Raw genomic sequence first — 22,598 nt, 5'->3', positions numbered from 1 at the left:
CTCACCTGACCCCGACCAGAACGATGTCAGCGCGGGACGCGGCACCCTGGGTCAGGACGGTGTGGCGCGTGTCGGTCGTGAACCTCAGGGCTCCCGCGGGATCTCGGATTTCAGCGCGCACCGCATAGGTGTGGCGCGGGTCGATGTCTGCCTCCTGCACGGACAAGGTGACGGCATAAGGCGGGCCGCGGCCATCGAGGTCTTGCGCCGCCTCTGCCATCACCCGCGAAGGGGCATCGGCCAGGCTGACGTCTTCCAGACGCACTCTCAGACGATGGCCCGGCGGCAGCAGGATCCGCTCGCGATAGGTAACGGACACGGCGACCGGGACCATGCCGATGCCGGCGTCAGCTCCGGCCTCCGGCAAGGTCGAACAGCCTGCCAGCACGGCGGCCAGGGGCAGAGCGGTCAGGATATGGCGCATGTCGGTCTCCTTGCGGCTGTCATGAGTGTAGCAGATCGCGCCGACTGGCCCCACCGTCATCATATGATCGGCGTTCACCCCTTGGGACTTTCGCGCTAGAGTGCCGGTGCTTCGTCACAGGACCGCCCATGACCGCGACCGCCGACTTCGACACCTACACACGCCTTCAACCCCAGCGGATCGAGCCGCTCACGGCGTTGCGCGCCTTTCGCAAACTAGTCGCCGACAAGGAGGACACCGCCCAGGTGTTCGAGATCATGCGCGCCCTGTCAGGCCGGTCGCTGGCGCGGGGCTACAACCATATGCTCAAGACGCAGGAGGGGGGGCGGCAGGCCTATCTGGCCGAGGAACTGGCGCACAAGCTGGATGACCCGGTCTGGCTGGCCCGGTTCGAGCCCGGCACGGTCGGAGCCAGCTACCGCGCCTTCCGCGAAGTGCGCGGCTTCACCGCCGAGGGGTTGGCCGACGAGGCTCGCAAGATCGGGCCGCAGATCGATGCCCAGCATCCGGTCGTCTGGTACTCGCGCCGCATCCGCGACGTGCACGACATCTGGCACGTGCTGACGGGCTATGAGACCGACGCCCTGGGCGAGGCCTGTGTGGTCGCGTTCTCTTATGCCCAGACGCGAAATCTGGGCTTTGCCTTCATCGGCTGGGGCGCGGCGCGGGAAATCCAGCGCGAGGTGAAGTCGGTGCCCGCCCGCCGCGCGGTCTGGCAGGCCTATCGCAACGGCAAGGCGGCGCACTGGCTGCCGGGCCTGGACTATGAGGCCCTATTTGCGCAGCCGCTTGAGGTCGCACGCGCGCGCCTGAACATCCGGCCCGCCAGCGTCTATCACGCGGTGCCTGCCGAGGTGCGGGCCAGCCTGAAGCTGCGCTCCTGATCGCGGCATTCGGCGGTCATAAGGTTGGCTTGTAACGCAAGGTGCCGAACCCGCTTGCGTCCTGACCGGCAACCGTTCAATCGGGCCCGGTGCAAAGCCCTGAACCGTCTCCCGCAGCCGTGACACGCCGCATCCTGTCGCCCGCCGTGCTGGCGGTCGGCGGAGTAGCGATCTGTGCCCTCATCTGGGGGACGACCTGGTATGCGATCACGCTGCAGCTGGGCACGGTCGCGCCCCTGGCCTCCATCGTCTGGCGGTTCGGCCTGGCGGCGATCCTGCTGTTCCTCGGCTGTCTGATCTTTCACCAGTCGCTGCGACTGAGCCGCGCGCAGCACCTGGCGGTCGCTGCCCAGGGCGTGTTTGCCTTCTCCATCAGCTACAGCTTCACCTATGCGGCCGAGGGGCTGATCGCGTCGGCCATCGTGGCGGTGATCTTTGCGTCGCTGGCGTTCATCAATCTGATCCTGTTCCGCGTCGCCGCCGGGCAGCGCGCGGCACTGGCGTCGTGGGGTGGAGCGTTGATGGGTGTGGTCGGTGTCGGTGTGCTGTCGGGATCCGAAATTCTGGGGGCCGGGCTGGGGCAGGGGGCCGCGACCGGCGTCGGCTTCGCGCTGCTGGCCGTTGCGGCGTCGGCCTTCGGCAATCTGTTCGCCTTCAAGGGACAGGCGGCGGGAGCGGCGGTCATTCCGTCCACGGCCTGGGCCATGGCCTATGGGACCGGCGTGCTGGCTCTGTATGGCCTGGCCACGGGCGTCGAATGGTCGATAGAGCCGTCGCTCAGCTACATCGGCTCTCTGCTGTATCTGTCGATCTTCGGATCGGTCATCGCGTTCGGCCTGTATTTCACCATCGCGCGCGCGCGCGGCTATGCCCTGGCCAGCTATATCTCGGCCCTGACGCCACCCATCGCCATGCTGGTGTCGGTGCTGTTCGAGGATGCCCGCTTCGGCTGGCCCGCACTGGTGGGGCTGGTTCTGGTCCTGGGCGGTCAGGTTCTGTTGATCCGCGCGCCCAAGGTCTCCGCCGCCTAGTCCTCCCGTTTCGCGCCATCCAGGACGGCCTGGATACGATCACGCTCGGCCTTGGCTGCCAGCCGTTCTGCCTTGGTCCGGCCTGAGGCGGCCCGATTGGCCGTGGCCTCCAGCGTCTTGGCCGCCTTGGCCCGCGTCTTGCGCGCCCGGTTCAGGTTGATGATGTCGCCCATGCCGACCTCTGCCATACGAAACCGTCCCGTGCGGCGTGCATTTTTGAGGGACACCGCAACAGGAGATCTCCCCATGGTAGACCCCACCCTGATCAAGGAACACCTCGAAGTCGTCGGTTCGGACGGCGAACACGTCGGACGCGTCGACCACGTCCTGGGCGACCAGATCGAACTGGCCAAGCTGGACCTGGCCGGTGGCTTCAAACACCACATGATCCCGATCAGCTGGGTCGAGCGCGTGGACGAGCATGTCCACCTGAACCTGACCAAGGACGAGGCCAAGTCCCGCTGGACCGAGAAGCCTCACTAGGCCGCAGGCTTACCGCGAATTCACGAAGGCCCCGCTGATGTCGGCGGGGCCTTTGCCTATGTGAGAAAGGCACCGTCCGGGTGCAGGGAGACCAACAAAGTTGATCCGTCTGATCCTGAATGTGCTGTGGTTCATCCTCGACGGCTGGGCCGCAGGCCTGTTGTGGCTGTTCGGCGGCGCGGTCCTGGCCCTGACCATCGTCGGCCTGCCGTGGACCTTCGCGGCCTGGCGGATCGCCAGCTATTCCTTCTGGCCGTTCGGGCGCGAGGTGGTGTGGCGCGAGCCGGACGCGACGGCCTTGGGTGCCGGCTGTTTCGGCATCGGCCTAAATGTCATCTGGTTCGTGTTCGCGGGCTGGTACATCGCCTTGGCCCATGTGCTGATCGCGGTGGCCGAGGCGATTACCATCATCGGCATCCCGTTCGCGTTGAAGGATCTGGAACTGGCCAAGCTGGCCCTCGCCCCGATCGGACGCACGATCCGCGACAAGCCTTGAATCAAGATGCCGGCCTGTGGACCAGGCCGGCATGATGATGTCCCCGTGGTGGCGGCCTCAACCCGGCGAGATCATCTTCTCGGGGCGCACGGCCTCGTCGAACTCGGCGTCGGTCAGATAGCCGCCGCCGACGGCCTCTTCGCGCAGGGTCGTGCCGTTCTTGTGCGCGGTCTTGGCGATCTTGGCGCAGGCGTCGTAGCCCAGCTTGCCGTTCAGGGCGGTGACCAGCATCAGCGAGTTGTTGAGGCCGCGCTCGATGTTGTCGATCCGGGGCTCGATGCCGACGACGCAGTTCTCGGTGAAGCTGACCGCCGCATCCGCCATCAGCCGCACGGACTGCAGGAAGTTGTAGGCCATCACGGGGTTGAAGACGTTCAGCTCGAAATGGCCCTGCGACCCCGCGAAGGTGATGGCGGCGTGATTGCCGAACACCTGGACGCAGACCTGTGTCAGGGCCTCGCACTGGGTCGGATTGACCTTGCCGGGCATGATCGAGCTGCCGGGTTCGTTCTCCGGCAGGGCCAGTTCGCCCAGGCCGGAACGCGGGCCAGAGCCCAGGAAGCGGATGTCGTTGGCGATCTTGAACAGCGAAGCCGCGACCGTGTTGATCGCGCCGTGGCTCATGACCATGGCGTCGTGGGCGGCGAGCGCCTCGAACTTGTTGGGAGCCGTGGTAAATTTCAGGCCGGTGATCTGGGCGATCTTGTCCGCCACCCCTTCCGCGAAGCCGATAGGCGCATTCAGGCCGGTGCCGACGGCCGTGCCGCCCTGGGCCAATTGCATCAGGTCGGGCAGGGTGCTCTCGATCCGCTCGATGCCCTTGGCGACTTGTTGAACGTAGCCGCTGAACTCCTGGCCCAGCGTCAGGGGCGTGGCGTCCTGGGTGTGGGTGCGGCCGATCTTGATGATGTCCTTCCAGGCCTGCGCCTTGTCGTTCAGGGCGTTGTGCAGGGTCTGAAGGGCCGGCAGCAGACGGTGGACGACCTCCTCGGCGCAGGCGACGTGCATGGCCGTGGGATAGGTGTCGTTGGACGACTGGCTCATGTTGACGTGGTCGTTGGGGTGGACCGGCTTCTTCGATCCCATCTCGCCGCCCAGCATCTCGATGGCGCGGTTCGAGATCACCTCGTTGGCGTTCATGTTCGACTGGGTGCCCGATCCGGTCTGCCAGACCACCAGGGGGAAATGGTCGTCCAGCTTGCCCTCGATGACCTCGTCGGCGGCGCGGACGATGGCGTTGCCGATGGCCGGATCAAGCCGGCCCAGGGCCATGTTGGTCTCGGCTGCCGCCCGCTTGACGATGCCCAGGGCGCGCACGATCGGCAGAGGCTGTTTTTCCCAGCCGATCTTGAAGTTGCCGAGGCTGCGCTGCGCCTGAGCGCCCCAATAGCGATCCGAGGCGACCTCGATCGGGCCAAAGGTATCGGTCTCGGTGCGGTAATCAGTCATGGCGCGAACGGCTCTCTCAGACGTGGCGGAGGAATGCGCGGCGGTGTAGCACGGAGGCGCGAAGGGGCAAGGACGGAGCGGCCATCATGCGACCAGAGGCCATGGCATGACCGCCGGCTGGATCGGCACCGGCAAGGTTCGCGCCCGTGAGGTCGGCGACGTCGTCGAGATCACCATCGAGGGCCTGACGACCCAGGCCAAATACTACAAGCCGCTGGTCTATGAGTTCATGCGCAAGGAGTGGTCGTCGCGGCCATCCTATGGCGACTACACGGTCGAAATCCTGATGGAACATATCGGCGATCCGCCGTGGATGGACCTGGACAATCTGGCCAAGGCCCTGCTGGACGCCATCAAGGGGTATCTGTTCCACGACGACAGCCAGGTGGCGCGCCTGCTGGTCGAGCGCCGCCAGGGGGAGCGGGAACGGATCACGATCCGGTCATTCCCGCGCAGAGACGCCGGTCAGCCAGCGGGATAGCGCTCGAAGGCGGGCAGGCGGTGCAGGTCAGACATCCAGCCTATGGCCTCCGCCGTCTGGATCTGCGCTTGCAAAGGGATCGCCTCGGGGTCGTCCAGCGTGGCGCTCTGCACGTCAATCTGGCCCGGAAAGATGGCCTCGTTCGTATAGAACAGGCCCGTCCCGCATCGCTCGCAGAAGCCGCGTCGCCCGTCGGTGGACGAGGCGTACCAGACCGGTTCACCCGTGATGATGACCTGATCGGCAGGGGCCAGCGCCCAGGCCACGGCCGGGGCACCCGCGCATTTGCGACAATCGGTGCAATGGCACAGGGTGTGGTGGACGGCCTGATCGGCCGTTTCGTATCTGATTGCGCCGCAATGGCAGCCGCCGGTCAGCATGAAACCCTCCCGCAAGTTCCTGATATGTTCTGCTGCGAATGACGGGTTTTGTCAAATGCGAACAGGACGGCGAGAGGCGCGAAGTCGGGACGACTATTTCTTGCGGAACTGGTCCAGCGAGACGACCTTGGGGCCGTCGTCGTCGCTTGGCGCGGGAGATTTGGCGGGCTCGGCGGCCTCGATCTCCTGTACGATCTCGTCCACCGTAACCGGCTCCTCGAACTGAAGCAGGAACTGGACGGAGGGGTCGTAGAACCGCGTCACGGCCGTATAGGGCATGGACAGGACCTTGGGCATGCCGCCGAACTTCAGCATGACCGAGAACCGGGTCGGCTCGACCGTCAGGTCCCAGTACTGATGCTGGAGCACAACGGTCATTTCTTCGGGGTATTTGGCCAGAACGTCAGGCGGCACGCTGACGCCTGCCGCGCGGGTCTTGAAGGTGATGTAGAAGTGGTGCGCGCCGGGGATCCCCTCGGGCATGGCGGCCCGTTCCAGCGCAAGCCGGATCACCCCACGCAGGGCATCCTGCGCCAGGGCGTCGTAATGCATTTCGTCGACGGGGGGCGTCTCTTCGGCCATGGATCGCTCTCGTGTTCGCGCGAGGTGTAGCGGGGCCGCGCGACGGGCGAAAGATGGCGACGAAGGAAATAGTGCCAGGGATTCTGTTGGCAGGCTCCCTGACAGGCCCCGCCTGAGGATCTGAACCCCCAGGACTTAAGTTGGAATTACCGGAACCGCATTACGCGGCGACAGCGTATTCCCCAGCGAAGTTATCGTTCGCAGTTAGAAAATGGCCCGATACGGTGGGCCAGGACGAGCGAAAGCAGTCTTCTTTACACGTCCGTCGATGCTAGTCGGCCCCATACCTTCCGCCGATACGCGGGAGAAAATGGTGGAGCCGCCGGGAATCGCACCCGGGTCCGGTCCGCTTATTACAAGCGCGTTTATCGCCATATCCGGAGCAAGCCCCGGCTTGGTCAATATAGGGCATCCGTTCCCCGGTTCAAAGGGGCACGACGCCGAACGGTAGTCACCCTCCCCCTGTGCGGCCCGTGGCCTTGCCGGTGCCCTCGCATACCGGACAGATGTCGCCTGATGTAAGGGTGCCGCGCCCTTCGCATTCCGGACACAAGCTCGCGTCGGGTGTGAGCGTTGCCGCCGGATCGGCGGGGTCTTCGGGGAAAAGGCCCCGGTCCTGAATGTCATGCGGGTCCATAAGGTCTGAACGGCTGGACCACGCGACGGTTCAATGGTCAGGCTGCTCTGGGCCAATCCGCCGTCTGATTGCGGAACCAGGTCAGTTGGCGCTTGGCATAATTGCGTGTGGCCTGCTGTGTGGCCGCGATGGCGTCATCCCGGCTGATCGAGCCGCCCAGATGCGCCGAAAGTTCTCGGACGCCCACCGCTTTCATGGCGGGCAGGGTGGGGTCGAGGTTTCGCCGGAGCAGAGCCTGGACCTCGTCCAACGCCCCGTGCTCGATCATGCTCTCCACGCGCCGGTTGCCACGATCATAGAGCGCCGCCCGGTCCGGTTCGACGACGCTGCCGGTCCATGATCCCGGGGCTAGCAGTGGCGTCGTGTCGGAGGACCATTCGCTAAGGGCGCGGCCGGTGTGCGTGGCGACCGCCATCGCTCGGATCAGGCGTTGACGGTCGCCCATCTCGATCCGCTGTGCCGCCTGCGGGTCCAAGGTCGATAGCCGACTGCGGAAAGCGGCCTCACCCTCGGCATCGAACGCCTGCTCGACGGTATCGCGGACCTCGACCGGCACATCCGGAATGTCCGCCAATCCCTTGGTCAAGGCGCTGAAATACAGCCCCGTTCCACCGACCAGCAGCGCCGGACGACCCGCCTCGGCCAGTTCGCTCAGGATCGGCATGACCGCGCGGCTCCAGCGGCCGACGGACCAGGCTTCCCCCGCATCGGCCACGCCGTACAGCCGGTGCTCGATCTCGGTCTCGTCCTCGATCGAAGGACGCGCGGTTAGCACGCGCAGGTCCGCATAAAGTTGCTGGCTGTCGGCATTGAGGATGACGGCCCCGATCTCGCGCGCCCGCGCCATGGCCAAGGCCGACTTGCCGGACGCGGTCGGTCCGGCGATCAGTTCGATCAGGGGCGGTCGGGACAAATCGGCGCTCGCGGAGAGGGGGCTTTCGGCGATAGAAGGCCCGCACACGCCCCGCAACCCCGAAGCTCTTTCCAGAGGCCGCGCCATTGCCCGACCGCGACACCGTCATCGCCACCCTTGATGGCATCCTAGACCCGAAGACCGGGCAGGGGCTGGTCGCGGCTGGACTGGCGCAGGGGCTGACCGTCGCCGACGATCGCGCGGGCTTCGTGATGGAGGTGCCGGCTGGCGACACCGCCCTGTACGCCCCGATCCGCGACGCCGCCGAGGCTGCGCTGAAGGCCTTGCCCGGCATGGCCCGTGTCTCCGTCATCCTGACCGCCGAGACGGCACCCGCGACCAAGCCGGTGCGCACCGCCTCCCTGTCGCCCCAGGCGGTGGACCAGACTCGCGCCAGGGCTCCCGTCCCGACCGACCGGCCCGCTCATGTCCGCCGCGTCCTGGCCGTCGCCAGCGGCAAGGGCGGGGTGGGCAAGTCGACGGTCGCGGTCAATCTGGCGGCGGCGCTGTCGGCGTCAGGACTGCGCGTGGGCCTGCTGGATGCCGATGTCTACGGTCCGTCGCTGCCGACCATGCTGGGGATATCCGGCAAGCCGGAGTACCACGATGGCATGATTCAGCCGCATGAGGCGTTCGGGCTGAAGGCAATGTCCGTCGGTCTTCTGACCGGGGCCGGGGACGCCATGGTCTGGCGCGGGCCTATGGCGTCCCAGGCCCTGACCCAGATGCTGACCCAGACCCGCTGGGGCACCGCCGAGAAGCCGCTGGACGTTCTGGTCGTCGACCTGCCGCCCGGCACTGGCGACGTGCAACTGACGCTGATCCAGAAGACGCCGCTGGACGGGGCCGTCATCGTTTCCACACCCCAGGAAGTTGCCCTGGCCGACGCCCGCCGGGCGCATGCGCTGTTCCAGAAGGTCGGGGTGCCGACTCTGGGCCTGATCGAGAACATGAGCGGGGACGTCTTCGGTCGGGGAGGGGCGAAGGCCGAGGCGGCGCGGCTGGACGTGCCCTATCTCGGTGACCTGCCGCTGGACGCCAGCCTGCGCGAGGGTGGCGATGCGGGACGGCCGGTCGCGGTCAATGAGCCGGATGGTGATGTCGCCCTGCGGTTCATGGCCTTCGCCGGTGCCGTCCGGGGGGCTCTAGCGCTGAACTGACGGCCATCCCGTCTTGCAGCGATCTATAATTCCACTATCATGGAACTATGGAAACCGAATCCGCCCTGCTTGGTTTTGCGGCACTCAGCCAATCGACACGTCTCGAGACTTTTCGCCTGCTGGTGCGCCATGAGCCCGAGGGTCTGGCGGCGGGCGAGATTGCGGATCGTCTGGCGGTCCCGGCTAATACCTTGTCGGCCCATCTCGGCGTGCTGTCTCGCGCCGGTCTGGTCACGGCCACGCGTCACAGCCGTTCGATCGTCTATCGCGCCGATCTGAGCCAACTCAGCGATCTGGTGCTGTTCCTGGTCAAGGACTGCTGCGAGGGCCGGTCGGAACTGTGCCAACCCCTGATGGCCGAACTGGCCCCCTGCTGCGCCTGAGGCCCCATGGACGTCGTCATCTATCACAACCCCGCCTGCGGCACGTCGCGCAACACCCTGGCGCTGATTCGGCATATCGGGATCGAACCGCATGTCGTTGAATATATGAAGACTCCGCCCAGCCGCGCCCTGGTCGCGTCGCTGGTTCAGCGCATGGGCGGCAGTGTCCGAGACCTCCTGCGCGAGAAGGGCACGCCCTATGCCGAGCTGGGTCTGGGCGACCCGTCCCTCACAGACGACCAGCTGCTTGATACCATAGAGGCGCATCCGATCCTGATGAACCGGCCGCTGGTGGTGTCGCCTCTGGGCGTCAAACTGTGCCGCCCGTCGGAGGTGGTGCTGGATCTGCTGCCGGCCGAGGGGCTCAAGCCTTTCACCAAGGAGGATGGCGAGGTCGTCGTCGATGGCAATGGACGCCGGGTTCGCGGATGACCGAGGCCGCCGTCGCCAGGCCAGACCGCCTGTCCTTTCTGGATCGCTGGCTGACGCTGTGGATTTTCGTGGCCATGGGGCTGGGTCTCGTGCTGGGCACGGTGGTGCCCGGCCTGCCGGGCTGGATCGACAGCCTGTCGGTCGGTTCGACCAACATCCCCATCGCCATCGGCCTGATCCTGATGATGTATCCGCCCCTGGCGCGGGTGAAATACGAGGAACTGCCGCGGGTCTTTGCCGACAAGCGGGTTCTGGCTCTGTCGCTGTTCCAGAACTGGGTGCTGGGCCCGGTCCTGATGTTCGCCCTGGCCGTGATCTTCCTGAGGGACCAGCCGGAATACATGACCGGGGTGATCCTGATCGGCCTGGCCCGCTGCATCGCCATGGTCCTGGTCTGGAACCAACTGGCGCGGGGCGACAATCAGTATGTAGCTGGTCTGGTGGCCTTCAACTCGATCTTCCAGATTGCCTTCTTCAGCGTCTATGCCTGGCTGTTCCTGACCGTCCTACCGCCGCTGTTCGGGCTGGAGGGCAGCGTGGTGGACGTCGGTTTCTGGACGATCGCCATCGCGGTCCTGATCTATCTGGGTCTGCCATTCCTGGGTGGCTTTCTGACCCGTCGCGTGCTGATCGCCCGCAAGGGGGCCGACTGGTACGCGAGTCGGTTCCTGCCCCGCATCGGACCGGTGACCCTGATCGCCCTGCTGTTCACCATCACGGCCATGTTCAGTCTGAAGGGTGGAGAAGTGGTCGCCCTGCCGCTGGATGCCCTGCGCATCGCCATTCCGCTGACGATCTATTTTCTGGTCATGTTTGTGGTCAGCTTTCTGATGGGGCGGCTGATCCAGACCGATTATCCGCGCACCACGGCCCTGGCGTTCACGGCGGCGTCCAACAATTTCGAACTGGCCATTGCCGTCGCTATCGCCGCCTTCGGCCTGGCCTCGCCGGTCGCTTTTGCCGCCGTCATCGGGCCGCTGGTCGAGGTGCCGGTGCTGATCCTGCTGGTCTCCGTCGCCCTCTGGCTGGGTCGCCGCTACTTCCCCGACACGGCCCCGAAAAAGGAGGTCTGCGGATGAGCCGGCTGCGTCATCTGCCCGATCCGGACCATCTGCCCGCCCTGGATCCAGGCTTCCTGAACCGCCAGCCCGGTCACGGTCTCGGCCCGGATGCCTCGCCGCCGCGCATCCTGCTGCTGTACGGCTCCCTGCGCGAGCGGTCGTTTTCCCGCCTGTGTGTCGAGGAGGCGGCCCGTCTTCTGCGTCTGATGGGTTGTGAGACCCGGATCTTCGATCCGTCCGACCTGCCCCTGACCGATCAGGTCGCAGGCGACGACCATCCGGCGGTTCATGAGCTGCGGGAACACGCCATGTGGTCCGAGGGCATGGTCTGGTGCAGCCCGGAACGGCACGGCCAGGTCTCCGGCATCATGAAGCTGCAGATCGACCACCTGCCGCTGAACATGGGTGGCATGCGGCCGACCCAGGGGCGCACCCTGGCGGTGATGCAGGTCTCGGGTGGCTCGCAGAGCTTCAACGCCGTTAACACCCTGCGCCTGTTGGGCCGCTGGATGCGGATGATCACCATTCCGAACCAGTCCAGCGTCGCCAAGGCCTGGCAGGAGTTCGACGACGACGGTCGGATGAAGCCCTCGGCCTATTATGATCGCATCGTCGATGTGATGGAGGAGCTGGTCCGGTTTACCGTCCTGACCCGGGCGCATGCTGGCGTGCTCGTTGACCGCTATTCCGAGCGCAAGGCCGAGGGCAGGGCGGTCGATCCCTCGACGGACCTGTCCGCCATCGCCATCAAACGCTTATAGCGGATAATTTTCGACCGACAGGGTTTTCAAACGCAACCTCAATCGCCACCTTGGCGGTTCCAGTCCCGCTCCTCCGGGATGATTGCCAAAGAGACCGAGATGTCCGTCGAGACCCTGTTCCGTCCGTTTACCGTCAAGAACCTTACCTTGCCGAACCGCATCGTCATGGCCCCGATGACCCGGTCCTTTTCACCGGGCGGCATTCCGACCAGTGACGTCGCCGCCTATTATCGCAGGCGGGCCGAAGGCCGTGTGGGCCTGATCATTACTGAGGGTACGGTGGTCGAAAGGCCCGCCGCCCGTAACGACGCCGCTGTCCCGGTCTTTCACGGCGAGGCCCTGCCCGAATGGAAGAAGGTGGTCGACGAGGTTCACGCCGCGGGTGGCCTGATCGCGCCCCAGATCTGGCATGTCGGTGCGGCGCGCGGCCAGGGTGCGGACTGGCAGCCCCTGGGCCAGGTCGACAGCCCCTCCGGTCTCGTCGCTCCTGGCAAGCAGAAGTATGAGGCCATGACCGAAGAGGACATTGCCGACACCATCGCCGCCTTTGGTCGGTCGGCCCGTGCGGCCCGCGATCTGGGCTTCGACGCCGCCGAGATCCATTCCGCCCACGGCTATCTGATCGATCAGTTCTACTGGGCCGGTCTGAATGCGCGGGGCGATCGCTGGGGCGGCCCGACGATCGCGGAGCGCGCCCGCTTCGGCGTCGAAGTCGTCAAGGCCGTGCGTGAAGGCCTGGGCCCCGACATTCCCCTGATCATCCGTCTGTCGCAGTGGAAGCAGCAGGACTACGACGCTAGGATCGCCCACAATCCCGACGAGATGGCCGAGTGGCTCCTGCCTCTGTCCGACGCGGGCGTCGACGTCTTCCACTGCTCGCAGCGCCGCTTCTGGGAGCCGGAGTTCGAGGGGTCTGACCTCAACTTCGCTGGCTGGGCCAAGGTCATCACCAAGAAGCCGACCATCTCGGTCGGCTCCGTTGGCCTGGATGGCGAGTTCATCGCGGCCTTCGGCGGAGCGGGCTCGAACCCGGCTTCGCTGGACGGCCTGATCGAGCGGATGGAGCGCGACGAGTTCGACCTGATCGCCGTCGGCCGCGCCCTGCTGGCCGATCCGCGCTGGGTCGAGAAGGTCCGCGAGGGTCGTAACGACGAGCTGATGGCGTTCGATCGCTCGGCGATGGCGACGCTCACCTAGGTTCTAGGTTTCAGGGGTTAGGTTCTAGGGTAGTGTTCGGGCGAGGTCGATGACGTCAAGCCTCCCTGAAACCTGACCCCTAGAACCTAGAACCTTCCTTGTTCCTCGCCGTTCTGATCACCACCGCCTGGCTCAGCCTGATCATCGGGCTGCGCTATCTGCTGATCGCGGGCGGGGTGTGGTGGATGCAGTGGGGCAGGGCGCGGGGCGTGGGGCGACAACTGAACCGCGAGCGTCCGTCGCGGCGATTGATGATGCAGGAAATCCGCTACTCCCTGATCGCCACGCCCATCTATGCCCTGCCTGTGGCCGTCGCGCTGGAGGCGTTCAAGGCGGGCGGCACGCGGATGTATCTGGATCCGATGCAATACGGCCTGTGGTGGCTGCCGGTCAGTTTCCTGCTGCTGCTGATCGTGCAGGACACACACTATTACTGGACGCACCGGCTGCTGCATCATCCGCGCCTTTTCGCCATCGCCCATGCCGGCCATCACCGCTCGCGCGAGCCTAGCCCTTTCGCCAGCTTCGCCTTCGACCCGATCGAGGCGGTGCTGACCGCTTGGCTCCTGCCGCTGATGGTCTTCCTGATCCCAGTCAATATTTGGGTCGTGGTCGTATTGCTGACGGTGATGACCGTGACCGCGGTGATGAACCATTGTGGATGGGAGATGTGGCCGGATCGCTGGGTGCGCTCACCGCTGGGGCGTCACCTGATCACCGCCACCCATCACGGACGGCACCACACCCATATGAAGACCAACTTTGGCCTCCATCTGCGCTTCTGGGATCGTCTGTGCGGCACGGATGCCATGCCGGACGTTCAGTCGAAAACAGCGCCTCAGAGTGGCTCGACCACCACGGCGGTGCCGTAAGCCAGCACCTCGGTCACGCCTTCCATGATCTCGTTGGACTCATAGCGCATTGCCAACACGGCATTGGCTCCCATGGATTGCGCCTGCTCGACCAGATGCGCATAGGCCTCGGCCCGCGACGCCTCGGCCAGTTTCACATAAGCCTCGACCCGCCCACCCAGCATGGACTGGATGCCGCCGATGGCATCGGCCACCAGATTACGAGACCGGACGGTGATCCCTCGCGCCAATCCCAGGGTCCGCACGATCCGGTGGCCCGGCACGTCATTGGTGGTCACGATCAGCATGGCGGTTCTCCTTGTGGTTCAGGCTCGGTCCAGAACGCGGAAGACGAAGTCGTGGTCGTCCTTCTCGCCCGCACCATGCGCCTCGGACGACGTCTCCGTGAAGGCTGCGGCATCGAAATCCGGAAACACGGCGTCCCCATCCGGCGCAGCATCGACCTCGGTGATGTACAACCGTTTGGCGCGGGGCAGGGTGGCTTCAAACAAGGCTGTGCCGCCGATCACGCAGATCTCGTCCACGCCGTCATCCTCGGCTTGTTCGCGCGCGATCTCGATGGCCTCGTCCAGGCTGGTGCAGACCAGTGCTCCCTTGGGCGACTGATCGGTGCCGTAGGCCTCGTCGCGCGTCAGCACAATGTTCAGCCGACCGGGCAGGGGCTTCAGCGGCAGGCTCTCCCAGGTCTTGCGGCCCATGATGCACGGCTTGCCCATGGTGATGGCCTTGAACCGCTGCAGATCACTGCGCAGCCGCCACGGCAGGTCGCCGTCGCGGCCGATCACGCCATTACGGCCTCGCGCGACGACCAGGGCGATACGGGCAAGGGGCATCAGGTCGTCTCCAGCCATTTCAGCCATTTGCGGCGCATCGCCGCCTCCAGGTCGATGCCCGCGCCGTCGCAATAGATCAGCAGCATCCCTAGCACATCCGCCGCCTCATCGCCTTGTGCCTGCACATCCGCCTGACCCCGCGCCCGCCCGCTGACGCGCAGATGTTCAGCCGTCAGCTCGCCCAGCTCCTCCTGCAGCTTCAGCAATGCCCAGTCGCCGGACCGATCGATCCCGTGCTCTGCGGCATAGATGTCGGAGATCCGCAGGACGTCATCCTGCAAGGCCTTGAGGTCAACAGCCATCAGACCGCGATCGGCGCCTTGATGTGCGGCCAGGGCTCATAGTCGCTGAGCACGAAGTCCTCCAGCGCATAGGCGAACAGGTCGGCCTTGGGCGCGATGGTCATGGTCGGCAGGGCCAGCGGCTCGCGGCTCAGCTGGGTCTCGGCCTGTTCGACATGATTCAGATACAGGTGGGCGTCGCCGAAGGTGTGGACGAACTCGCCCGGCTCCAGCCCCACGACCTGGGCGATCATTATGGTCAGCAGGGCATAGGAGGCGATGTTGAACGGCACGCCCAGAAAGACGTCGGCGCTGCGCTGATACAGCTGGCAGCTCAGCTTCCCGTCGGCCACGAAGAACTGGAACAGGCAATGGCAGGGCGGCAGGGCCATGTCGTCCACGTCCGCCGGGTTCCAGGCGGTGACGATGTGGCGTCGGCTGTTGGGATTGGTTTTCAGCCCGTGGACCAGTTTCTCGATCTGGTCGATGACCCGGCCGTCCGGTGCGGTCCAGGACCGCCACTGCTTGCCATAGACGGGCCCCAGCTCGCCCTGCGCATCCGCCCATTCGTCCCAGATGCGGACATTGTGGTCCTTGAGGTAACCGATGTTGGTCTCGCCACGCAGGAACCACAGCAGTTCGACGATGATCGACCGCAGATGCAGCTTCTTGGTCGTCAACAGCGGAAAGCCCTTGGACAGGTCGAACCGCATCTGGCGTCCGAATACACCAAGCGTCCCCGTGCCCGTCCGGTCGTCACGCCGCGCGCCATTGTCCAGGATATCGCGCAGCAGGTTCAGATACTGCCACTCCGGATGGTCGGCAGGGGCGGCTCCGGTAAGGGCTTGTAGGTCTGCAATGGCGACGGCGGCGTTCATGGAAACGAGACTGAGCGCAACTGTCCGATTCGCAGAGTCGATATTCGCGGCTGCGAATCACAAGTTGTGGATCACCCGCCGAAGCCACCCTCATCCAGAAACACCTGCTCTTCTGGCGTCGTCTCGCGACCCAGTACCGCGTTCCGGTGCGGGAAGCGGCCGAAGCGCACGATGATGTCGCGGTGGACCTTGCCCCACTTCACCAGTTCGGCGTCGCCGTCGGCCAGGGCCAGATAACGGTCCTGATCCTCCAGCCGCTCCGAATGCTCGAAAGGCAGGATGACGAAGTTCTTCAGCTCCGGCTCGAACGCCAGATGATGCCCGCGCTCGACCGCCTGATTGGCGAACATCAGGGCCAGGGGATCGGTGGCGAACTGATGCGCCGTGCCGCGAAAGCTGTTCCGGGGAAACTGATCCAGCAGGATCATCAGGGCCAGCGCCCCGTCCGGCGTGTCCATCCAGTGATCCAGTTCGCGCCGCGCCGCCGCGACATGGGCGTCATGGAAACGCCTGCGAAACTCCGCGTCGAAGGCGTCATCCTTGGCGAACCACTTTTGGGGACCGGCTTCTTTCCAGAAGCCGACGACGTCCGAAATCGCTATCTGTGTGCTCATGACCCAGACACTAGCGGCTCCTTTGCCCGTATTCCACGACCGCGACTGCGACCTGTCGATCATTCGCGGCAAGCGCGTCGCCATCATCGGCTATGGCAGCCAGGGCCGGACGCATGCGCTGAACCTGCGCGATTCGGGTGTCACCGACATCGTCATCGGGCTGAAGGCCGCTTCGGTCACGCGGGCGAAGGCCGAGGCCGACGGCTTTGCTGTCATGACCGCCGGCGAGGCCACGGCCGGGGCCGATGTCGTCGCCCTCATGGTCTCCGATGAGGCGCACCGCGATCTCTGGACCGACGAGATCGAGCCGAACATTCGGCCCGGTGCCGCGCTGATCTTTGCCCACGGCCTGTCGGTGCGGTTCGGCCTGGTTCGACCTCGCGCCGATCTGGACGTCATCCTGGCCTCGCCCAAGGGCATCGGACCGCGCATCCGCGATCTGTACGAGGAAGGGCAGGGGGTCTTCTGCCTGTTCGGCGTGCAGCAGGATTTCAGCGGCGGAGCTCATGCCCTGGGCCTGTCCTATGCGGCGGCGCTGGGCTGTGGCCGCAAGGGCATACTGGAGACAACCTTCGCCGCCGAATGCGAGGGCGATCTGTTCGGCGAACAGGTCGTCCTGTGCGGCGGCACCGCTGAACTGGTCGACGCGGCCTTCATGAAGCTGGTCGAGGCCGGCTATCCGCCCGAGGTCGCCTGGTTCGAGACCTTCTACGAACTGAAACTGGTCACCGACCTGATGTACGAGCGCGGCATTGCCGGAGCCTTCGCCCGTATCTCCAATACGGCGGAATACGGTGCCTATCTGACCGGGCCGCGAATCATCGGCGAACCGTCACGCACTGCCATGGACCACGTTCTGACCGAGGTCCGCTCAGGCGTGTTCGTCGATCGCCTGATGGCCGATTACGATGCGGGCTCCCCCGAGCTGCTGTCCCGCCGCAAGGCCCTGGGCGAGCGCACGATCGAAGCCGTCGGCGCGCATCTGAATGCGGTCGCAGCCGAGGCGAGGGACCAGGAAAGCGGGAAATCGCGCCGCTCAAGCAGCGGGCCGCCGCGTGGTGAGCGGTAGCGGCCTAAAAAATGGTCGGAGTGAGAGGATTCGAACCTCCGACCCCTGCCTCCCGAAGGCAGTGCTCTACCAGGCTGAGCCACACTCCGACTTAAGGACGCGGTGTATAACGGCGGGGCCGAGGCCTCGCAAGCGGCGAAACGACGGCTTTGAAAATAGTCTCGAAACCGGTTCTTGCATCCCGTCGTCCCTTGTCGTATCTCGCACGCCTTCCGGCGCTTCGGCCCCGGAAATGCCGGACCTGCTGGGGAATGGTGTAATGGTAACACAGCGGTTTTTGGTACCGTCGTTCAAGGTTCGAGTCCTTGTTCCCCAGCCATCCTCTGCCTCGCCGGGCCCGCACTTGTCTTAGCGGGGCCCGGTAAGGTCAGGACGTTCAGGCCATCTCCCACCCCTTGTCGATGGCCCAGATGGCGAAGGCGTAGTCGTGGGCGACTTCCTTCAGGAAATCGAAGCGGCCCGAGGCCCCGCCGTGCCCGGCCTCCATGTTGATCTTCAGCAGGATCGGCTTGCCCGAGGTGGTCGCGGGACGCAGCTTGGCCACCCATTTTTCCGGTTCCCAGTAGGTGACGCGCGGGTCGGACAGGCCGCCGGTGGCCAGCACGGCTGGATAGGCCTTGGGCTCGACCTGGTCGTAGGGGCTGTAGCTCATCATGTAATCGTAGGCGGCGGCGTCCTCGATCGGATTGCCCCACTCCGGCCACTCCGGCGGCGTCAGCGGCAGGCTGGTGTCGCTCATGGTGTTGATCACGTCCACGAAGGGCACCTGACCGATCACCCCGGCCCACAGGTCGGGCCGCATGTTGTTGACCGCCCCCATCAGCAGACCACCGGCCGAGCCACCCTGGGCCACGATGTTCCCGGCGGTGGCATAGCGGCGCTGGATCAGGTGTTCAGCAGCGGCGATGAAGTCGGTGAAGGTGTTCTTCTTGGTCATCTTGCGGGCCGACAGGAACCAGTTCCAGCCCTTGTCGGACCCGCCGCGGATGTGGGCGATGGCATAGATCCAGCCGCGATCGACCAGCGACAGTCGCGATGTCGAAAAGCTGGCCGCCATCGGGATGCCATACGAACCGTAGCCGTAGAGCAGCAGCGGAGCCGAGCCATCCACCGGCGTGGACTTGCGCCGCAGGATGGTGACGGGCACCAGTTCGCCGTCGCTGGCTGGGGCGTTCAGCCGCTCGACCACATAGTCATCCGGGTTATGGCCAGACGGCACCTCCTGCACCTTGCGCAGGGTCCGCTCGCGCGTCGCCAGGTCGTAGTCATAGGTCGAGGTCGGCGTGGACGGCGAGTTGTAGCCATAGCGCATGGTTGTGGTGTCGAACTCCGACGCCCCGGCCAGCGACAGGGAGAAGGCGGTCTCGTCCACGGCGATCTCGTGCTCAGCACCGGCGCGGTCTCGGATGACGATCTTCGTATTGGCGTCGGCCCGCTCCTGACGGCCGATGAAGTCCTTGACCAGGGACACGCCTTCGATGAAGCGGCCGGGCGTGTGCGGGACGAGGTCGGTCCAGTTGGCCTTGGCCGGTGTCGCGGTCGGGGCCTCGACGATCTTGAAGTCCACGCTGTCGTCGGCATTGGTGCGGATGACCCAGCGGTCGCCCCAGTGGTCTGCGTCGTACAGGCGGCCGACGTGGCGGGGTTCCAGCACGACGGGCTCGGCCGTCGGGGTCGCGGCGGGAATGATCCGCGCTTCCGAGGTTTCCTGATTGGCGATGGAGATGACGATGAACTGGTTGTCGGCGGTCACGCCCACGCCCTGGAACATGCCCTCGTCGGTCTCTTCATAGACCAGGGTCGTCTCGCCGCCGCGCGCGGGGCGGCGGAAGATCTTGTCCGGGCGGCCGTTGTCGTCGCGGTTGGTCCAGAAGATCCACTGGCTGTCGGGCGAGAAGGCGAAGTTGCCACCCGCCGAACCGATCGGATCGGGCAGGACCTCACCGGTGGCCAGGTCCTTAACATAGACCTGATGCACCTCCGACCCTTGCGCGTCTTCGGCATAGGCGAACAGGCTGTGATCGGGGCTGTGGTCGGCGGCGGAGACTTCCGAATAGGCCTTGCCCTTCGCCAGTTCATTGGCGTCCAGCAGCAGTTGCGGGGTCGGGGCGACCACGAAATTCTTGGTCACCGGCTGGCCGTCGACCATGAAGGTCCCCTGGCGCTCGACCCGCATGTATCGGGGATGCTGATCGCCGGTCTTGTACTCGACATAATATTCCCATGGCCCGTCGGCAGCGGGGACGGAGCTGTCGTCCTGCTTGATCCGGCCCTTCATCTCCTCGAACATCGTGGCCTGCAGCGGCAGGGTGGAGGCCAGCATGGCCTCGCGATAGGCGTTCTCGGCTGTCAGGTGTTCCTTGACGTCGGCCTTGATCAGGGTCGGGTCGCGCAGCACCGCCTGCCAGTTGTCGTCCTTCATCCACTGATAGTCGTCGGTCCGGGTGCGGCCCAGCTGTTCGATGGTGACCGGGATTTTCTTGGCGACCGGAGGGACGGGGCGGGCTTGCGGCATAGAGGCTCCAGACGGGCGGGCGAGAGTGGCAGAGGGCAGGGCGGTCGCGGCGAGGGCTGCGGCTGAAGTGGCGAGAAGATCGCGGCGGTTCATGATCGGCCTCTGTCGTTGAGGGCGGCACCTTGTGCGCGGCGGGCCTCAGCCGTCAAATGAACAAACGCCCATGACGAGATCGAGGCCATGTTTGACCAGTTGCCCCCACCTCAGGACGTTCCCGTACCGGCCTGGGACCTGACCGTCGGTCTGATCAATGCGACGGTGCAGATCGATCAGCCCAATGACGATGGCACGCGCCGGGTCGGCACCGGCTTCCTGATCGACGCGCCGCTTCCGGACGGTCAGCCTCGGACGGTGCTGGTGACCGCAGCCCATGTGCTGGAAGGCATGCCGAAGCCTGACGCTCGTGTCGGCTGGCGGGTTCAGATGCCCGAGGGGCGATGGCGGTTCGCGCCCGAGCCGGTTCGCATACGTTCAGAGGAAGGTCAGCCGGTCTGGACGCGGCACCCCGACCGCGACATCGCCGTGATGGAGGTTTCGGCTCCGCCCGCATTCGCCCGCGCGGCCATTCCACTCGACTGGCTGGCTGATCGCGAGGCCTTTGGTCGCTGGCAGGTAGGGCCGGGCGACGAGATGCTGACCCTGGGCTATCCGCACGGCTATTCAGCCAATACGGCGGGGTTTGCGATCCTGAAGACAGGTCGGATCGCGTCTTGGCCGCTGACGCCGATAGAGGCCTTCCCCACCTTTTTGCTCGATTTCGCAGTCTTCCCCGGCAACTCGGGCGGGCCGGTGTTCTGGGTGCCGTCGGCGCGGCGAACGTCAGCTACAGCCAAGCCGGATCACCCCTATATCGCGGGCATCTTGGCGCAGGAGATGCGGGTGCGGGGCGAAAGCACCGGCATCGGCTTCGTCATCCATGCGGCCTATATCCGAGAGGCGATGGCGCTGCTGGATGCGGCTCAGCCGGCCAGCACTTGGGCCGACATCCGCTCCAGCAGCGCCCCGCCCTGACCGATCATGGCCAGGCGGCTGGAGGCGTGGCCCAGGACGTTGGCGGCATAGACCTCGTACAGGGCGATCTTGCCTTCCAGCCAGGCGGTGTCACCACCGCCTGCGTCCAGACGAGCCTTGGCGGCGAGGGCCCCCTTGGCCAGCATCCAGCCGCCGGTGACGTCGCCTAGCAGCTTCAGATAGCCATCGGCGGCGGCCAGAACGTCGGCCGCTCCATCTTCCGCAGCCTTGCGGTCCAGAATCCAGAGGGTGGCATCCTGTACCGCATCGACGGCATTGGCGAACCGTTCGATAGGCTTGCCGGAATACAGCCGCATCAGGTCAAGCAGGGTGGCCTTGAACTCGGCGATCAGGTCCTTGGCCGCCTGACCGCCATCCATCGACAGCTTGCGACCCACCAGGTCCATGGCCTGGATGCCGTTGGTGCCTTCGTAGATCGGGGCGATGCGGGCATCGCGATAGTATTGGGCCGCGCCGGTCTCCTCGATGAAGCCCATGCCGCCGTGGATCTGCACGCCCTGTGACGCGACCTCGCAGCCGATGTCGGTCGACCAGGCCTTGGCGATGGGGGTAAACAGGTCCTCGCGACCCTTCCAGCGGCGACGATCTTCTTCGGTGGCCGCATGTTTGGCCAAATCGGCGGCGACGCCGGTGGCCAGGCAGATGGCGCGGGCGGCGGCGATCCTGGCCTTCATGACCGACAGGGTCCGGCGCACGTCCGGGTGATCGATGATCGGGGCGTTGGCCTGGCCGGTCCAGACCGAGCGGCCCTGCTTGCGGTCAAGCGCATAGGCCAGGGCATGCTGATAGGCCATTTCCGCGATGCCGACGCCCTCGACGCCCACGGCCAGGCGCGCGGCGTTCATCATGACGAACATGTGCGACAGGCCCTGATTGGGCTCGCCGACCAGGGTCGCGGTCGCGCCCTCATAGCTCATGACGCAGGTGGGGGAGGCGTGGATGCCCAGCTTGTGCTCGACGCCCACGGGGCGGAAGGCGTTGCGGTCGCCCAGGGTGCCGTCCTCCCTCACATGGAATTTGGAGGCCAGGAACAGGCTGATGCCCTTGGGCCCGGCCGGCGCATCGGGCAGGCGGGCCAGGACCATGTGGACGATGTTGTCGGTGGCGTCGTGGTCGCCCCAGGTGATGAAGATCTTCTGGCCGTTCAGGGCATAGGTGCCGTCGCCGTTTGGGGTTGCCGTGGCCGTCAGCGATCCCAGGTCCGAACCCGCATGCGGCTCGGTCAGGACCATGGCCCCGGTCCATTCGCCGCTGACCAGCCGGGGCAGATAGACCTGCTTTTGCTCTTCGGTGCCGTGGGCCTCCAGCGCCTCGATCGCGGCCAGCGAGAGCATGGGGCACAGGCCGAAGGCCATGTTGGCGCTGTGCACCGTCTCATAGGCCGCCAACTCCAGCGCCTTGGGCAGGGCCTGCCCCCCGGCTTCGACCGAGGCGGTCAGGCCGGTCCAGCCGCCTTCGGCAAACTGGCGATAGGCATCGGCGAAACCGGGCGCGGCCGTCACCGTGCCGTTGGCATAGAGCGAGCCCTTCTGGTCCCCGATCTTGTTCAGGGGGGCGAGCACGCCCTCAGAGAACTGGCCTGCCGCCTCCAGCACAGCGCCCATCAGCTCGGCGTCATAGTCGGGAAACGCCCCGGTGGCGGCGACATCGTTGATGCCGGCGACCTCGGTCAGGGTGAACATCAGGTCGCGGATCGGGGCGCGATAGGTCATGGGCGGGCACTCGGTTGCAGATCGATACCCACTTTTGC

Annotated in this window: 27 protein-coding genes, 2 tRNA genes and 1 other RNA gene; 15 read left to right on the top strand and 15 right to left on the bottom strand. The window is 65.6% G+C overall.

The features are described 5' to 3' along the window. Position 1: 1 nt before the first annotated feature. Positions 2-424, bottom strand: a complete 423-nt coding sequence (locus tag WC585_RS11620; RefSeq protein WP_373258137.1) for a YbaY family lipoprotein — start codon at positions 422-424, stop codon at positions 2-4. A gap of 128 nt (positions 425-552) precedes the next feature. On the opposite strand from WC585_RS11620, the gene WC585_RS11615 reads away from it, so the two are divergent. Both WC585_RS11615 and WC585_RS11610 read left to right on the top strand, forming a co-directional pair. Then, on the top strand, positions 553-1,308 hold the full coding sequence (locus WC585_RS11615) for a Coq4 family protein (RefSeq protein ID WP_373258136.1): 756 nt from the start codon (positions 553-555) through the stop codon (positions 1,306-1,308). A gap of 119 nt (positions 1,309-1,427) precedes the next feature. Then, entirely contained in the window at positions 1,428-2,339 is a 912-nt protein-coding gene (locus WC585_RS11610) for a DMT family transporter (RefSeq protein ID WP_373258135.1), read from the top strand. Here WC585_RS11610 and WC585_RS11605 read toward each other — a convergent pair. After that, positions 2,336-2,512 (bottom strand): DUF4169 family protein, encoded by a 177-nt coding sequence (locus WC585_RS11605; RefSeq protein WP_373258134.1) that lies wholly within the window; start codon positions 2,510-2,512, stop codon positions 2,336-2,338. The two genes, WC585_RS11610 and WC585_RS11605, sit on opposite strands and share 4 nt — an antisense overlap. A 73-nt stretch (positions 2,513-2,585) precedes the next feature. Between WC585_RS11605 and WC585_RS11600 the strand changes: the two genes are divergently transcribed. Further along, complete coding sequence (locus tag WC585_RS11600) at positions 2,586-2,822, top strand: DUF2171 domain-containing protein (RefSeq protein WP_373258133.1); 237 nt, start codon at positions 2,586-2,588, stop codon at positions 2,820-2,822. 100 nt (positions 2,823-2,922) lie between these two features. Continuing rightward, positions 2,923-3,318, top strand: a complete 396-nt coding sequence (locus WC585_RS11595) for a YccF domain-containing protein (RefSeq protein WP_373258132.1) — start codon at positions 2,923-2,925, stop codon at positions 3,316-3,318. Between the two features lie 57 nt (positions 3,319-3,375). On the opposite strand, the gene fumC is transcribed toward WC585_RS11595, so the two are convergent. Beyond that, a complete protein-coding gene (fumC, locus tag WC585_RS11590) occupies positions 3,376-4,767 on the bottom strand; it encodes a class II fumarate hydratase (RefSeq protein WP_373258131.1) in 1,392 nt (463 codons plus the stop codon). Between the two features lie 106 nt (positions 4,768-4,873). On the opposite strand from fumC, the gene WC585_RS11585 reads away from it, so the two are divergent. Continuing rightward, positions 4,874-5,248 (top strand): RusA family crossover junction endodeoxyribonuclease, encoded by a 375-nt coding sequence (locus WC585_RS11585; protein WP_373258130.1) that lies wholly within the window; start codon positions 4,874-4,876, stop codon positions 5,246-5,248. On the opposite strand, the gene WC585_RS11580 is transcribed toward WC585_RS11585, so the two are convergent. The 4 genes from WC585_RS11580 to miaA form a co-directional block, all read right to left on the bottom strand. Further along, positions 5,233-5,628, bottom strand: a complete 396-nt coding sequence (locus WC585_RS11580; protein WP_373258129.1) for a GFA family protein — start codon at positions 5,626-5,628, stop codon at positions 5,233-5,235. The genes WC585_RS11585 and WC585_RS11580 overlap by 16 nt on opposite strands. A gap of 93 nt (positions 5,629-5,721) precedes the next feature. Continuing rightward, entirely contained in the window at positions 5,722-6,210 is a 489-nt protein-coding gene (locus WC585_RS11575) for an SspB family protein (protein ID WP_373258128.1), read from the bottom strand. 70 nt (positions 6,211-6,280) lie between these two features. Continuing rightward, positions 6,281-6,643, bottom strand: a transfer-messenger RNA (tmRNA) gene (gene ssrA / locus WC585_RS11570). Positions 6,644-6,884: 241 nt separating this feature from the next. Further along, on the bottom strand, positions 6,885-7,760 hold the full coding sequence (gene miaA / locus WC585_RS11565) for a tRNA (adenosine(37)-N6)-dimethylallyltransferase MiaA (RefSeq protein ID WP_373258127.1): 876 nt from the start codon (positions 7,758-7,760) through the stop codon (positions 6,885-6,887). Positions 7,761-7,846: 86 nt separating this feature from the next. Between miaA and WC585_RS11560 the strand changes: the two genes are divergently transcribed. From WC585_RS11560 to WC585_RS11530, 7 genes are all read left to right on the top strand, one after another. Continuing rightward, positions 7,847-8,920 carry an Mrp/NBP35 family ATP-binding protein gene (locus WC585_RS11560; protein ID WP_373258126.1) on the top strand — a complete coding sequence of 358 codons (1,074 nt, stop codon included), beginning with the start codon at positions 7,847-7,849 and terminating at the stop codon, positions 8,918-8,920. Positions 8,921-8,967: 47 nt separating this feature from the next. Continuing rightward, complete coding sequence (locus WC585_RS11555) at positions 8,968-9,303, top strand: ArsR/SmtB family transcription factor (RefSeq protein ID WP_373258125.1); 336 nt, start codon at positions 8,968-8,970, stop codon at positions 9,301-9,303. 6 nt (positions 9,304-9,309) lie between these two features. Next, on the top strand, positions 9,310-9,735 hold the full coding sequence (gene arsC / locus WC585_RS11550; protein ID WP_373258124.1) for an arsenate reductase (glutaredoxin): 426 nt from the start codon (positions 9,310-9,312) through the stop codon (positions 9,733-9,735). Further along, positions 9,732-10,814 carry an ACR3 family arsenite efflux transporter gene (arsB, locus tag WC585_RS11545; protein ID WP_373258123.1) on the top strand — a complete coding sequence of 361 codons (1,083 nt, stop codon included), beginning with the start codon at positions 9,732-9,734 and terminating at the stop codon, positions 10,812-10,814. The genes arsC and arsB overlap by 4 nt, the downstream gene beginning before the upstream one ends. After that, the gene (gene arsH / locus WC585_RS11540) at positions 10,811-11,557 is read left to right on the top strand and encodes an arsenical resistance protein ArsH (RefSeq protein ID WP_373258122.1); all 747 of its coding nucleotides are present in this window, start codon (positions 10,811-10,813) and stop codon (positions 11,555-11,557) included. The genes arsB and arsH overlap by 4 nt, the downstream gene beginning before the upstream one ends. Before the next feature lie 99 nt (positions 11,558-11,656). Beyond that, positions 11,657-12,754: an NADH:flavin oxidoreductase gene (locus WC585_RS11535; RefSeq protein ID WP_373258121.1), complete on the top strand. Its 1,098-nt coding sequence runs from the start codon at positions 11,657-11,659 to the stop codon at positions 12,752-12,754. 98 nt (positions 12,755-12,852) lie between these two features. Beyond that, positions 12,853-13,626: a sterol desaturase family protein gene (locus tag WC585_RS11530; protein ID WP_373258120.1), complete on the top strand. Its 774-nt coding sequence runs from the start codon at positions 12,853-12,855 to the stop codon at positions 13,624-13,626. On the opposite strand, the gene WC585_RS11525 is transcribed toward WC585_RS11530, so the two are convergent. From WC585_RS11525 to WC585_RS11505, 5 genes are all read right to left on the bottom strand, one after another. Continuing rightward, positions 13,593-13,913 carry a YbjQ family protein gene (locus WC585_RS11525; RefSeq protein WP_373258119.1) on the bottom strand — a complete coding sequence of 107 codons (321 nt, stop codon included), beginning with the start codon at positions 13,911-13,913 and terminating at the stop codon, positions 13,593-13,595. The genes WC585_RS11530 and WC585_RS11525 overlap by 34 nt on opposite strands. Positions 13,914-13,931: 18 nt before the next feature. Next, positions 13,932-14,459, bottom strand: a complete 528-nt coding sequence (locus tag WC585_RS11520) for a dihydrofolate reductase (RefSeq protein WP_373258118.1) — start codon at positions 14,457-14,459, stop codon at positions 13,932-13,934. After that, on the bottom strand, positions 14,459-14,761 hold the full coding sequence (locus tag WC585_RS11515; RefSeq protein ID WP_373258117.1) for a phosphoribosyl-ATP pyrophosphohydrolase: 303 nt from the start codon (positions 14,759-14,761) through the stop codon (positions 14,459-14,461). Before WC585_RS11515 ends, WC585_RS11520 begins: the two co-directional genes overlap by 1 nt. After that, entirely contained in the window at positions 14,761-15,618 is an 858-nt protein-coding gene (locus WC585_RS11510) for a thymidylate synthase (protein ID WP_373258116.1), read from the bottom strand. The genes WC585_RS11515 and WC585_RS11510 overlap by 1 nt, the downstream gene beginning before the upstream one ends. Positions 15,619-15,689: 71 nt before the next feature. Further along, positions 15,690-16,232 carry a DUF924 family protein gene (locus WC585_RS11505; protein WP_373258115.1) on the bottom strand — a complete coding sequence of 181 codons (543 nt, stop codon included), beginning with the start codon at positions 16,230-16,232 and terminating at the stop codon, positions 15,690-15,692. 22 nt (positions 16,233-16,254) lie between these two features. On the opposite strand from WC585_RS11505, the gene ilvC reads away from it, so the two are divergent. Next, positions 16,255-17,301 (top strand): ketol-acid reductoisomerase, encoded by a 1,047-nt coding sequence (ilvC, locus tag WC585_RS11500; RefSeq protein WP_373258186.1) that lies wholly within the window; start codon positions 16,255-16,257, stop codon positions 17,299-17,301. A gap of 12 nt (positions 17,302-17,313) precedes the next feature. Here ilvC and WC585_RS11495 read toward each other — a convergent pair. Then, positions 17,314-17,390 (bottom strand) — tRNA-Pro (locus tag WC585_RS11495). Between the two features lie 156 nt (positions 17,391-17,546). On the opposite strand from WC585_RS11495, the gene WC585_RS11490 reads away from it, so the two are divergent. Then, positions 17,547-17,620: transfer RNA gene (locus WC585_RS11490), tRNA-Gln, on the top strand. 57 nt (positions 17,621-17,677) lie between these two features. On the opposite strand, the gene WC585_RS11485 is transcribed toward WC585_RS11490, so the two are convergent. After that, positions 17,678-19,909, bottom strand: coding sequence for a S9 family peptidase (locus WC585_RS11485; RefSeq protein WP_373258114.1), 2,232 nt, complete (start codon positions 19,907-19,909; stop codon positions 17,678-17,680). Positions 19,910-19,996: 87 nt separating this feature from the next. Here WC585_RS11485 and WC585_RS11480 point away from each other — a divergent pair, with 87 nt between their 5' ends. Then, positions 19,997-20,827: a serine protease gene (locus WC585_RS11480; RefSeq protein ID WP_373258113.1), complete on the top strand. Its 831-nt coding sequence runs from the start codon at positions 19,997-19,999 to the stop codon at positions 20,825-20,827. Here WC585_RS11480 and WC585_RS11475 read toward each other — a convergent pair. Next, positions 20,776-22,560 carry an acyl-CoA dehydrogenase gene (locus tag WC585_RS11475; RefSeq protein ID WP_373258112.1) on the bottom strand — a complete coding sequence of 595 codons (1,785 nt, stop codon included), beginning with the start codon at positions 22,558-22,560 and terminating at the stop codon, positions 20,776-20,778. The two genes, WC585_RS11480 and WC585_RS11475, sit on opposite strands and share 52 nt — an antisense overlap. Between the last annotated feature and the right edge of the window lie 38 nt (positions 22,561-22,598).

Source organism: Brevundimonas sp., assembly GCF_041648055.1.
Lineage (GTDB): Bacteria > Pseudomonadota > Alphaproteobacteria > Caulobacterales > Caulobacteraceae > Brevundimonas.
This window is presented reverse-complemented; position numbering and strand designations above follow the sequence as displayed.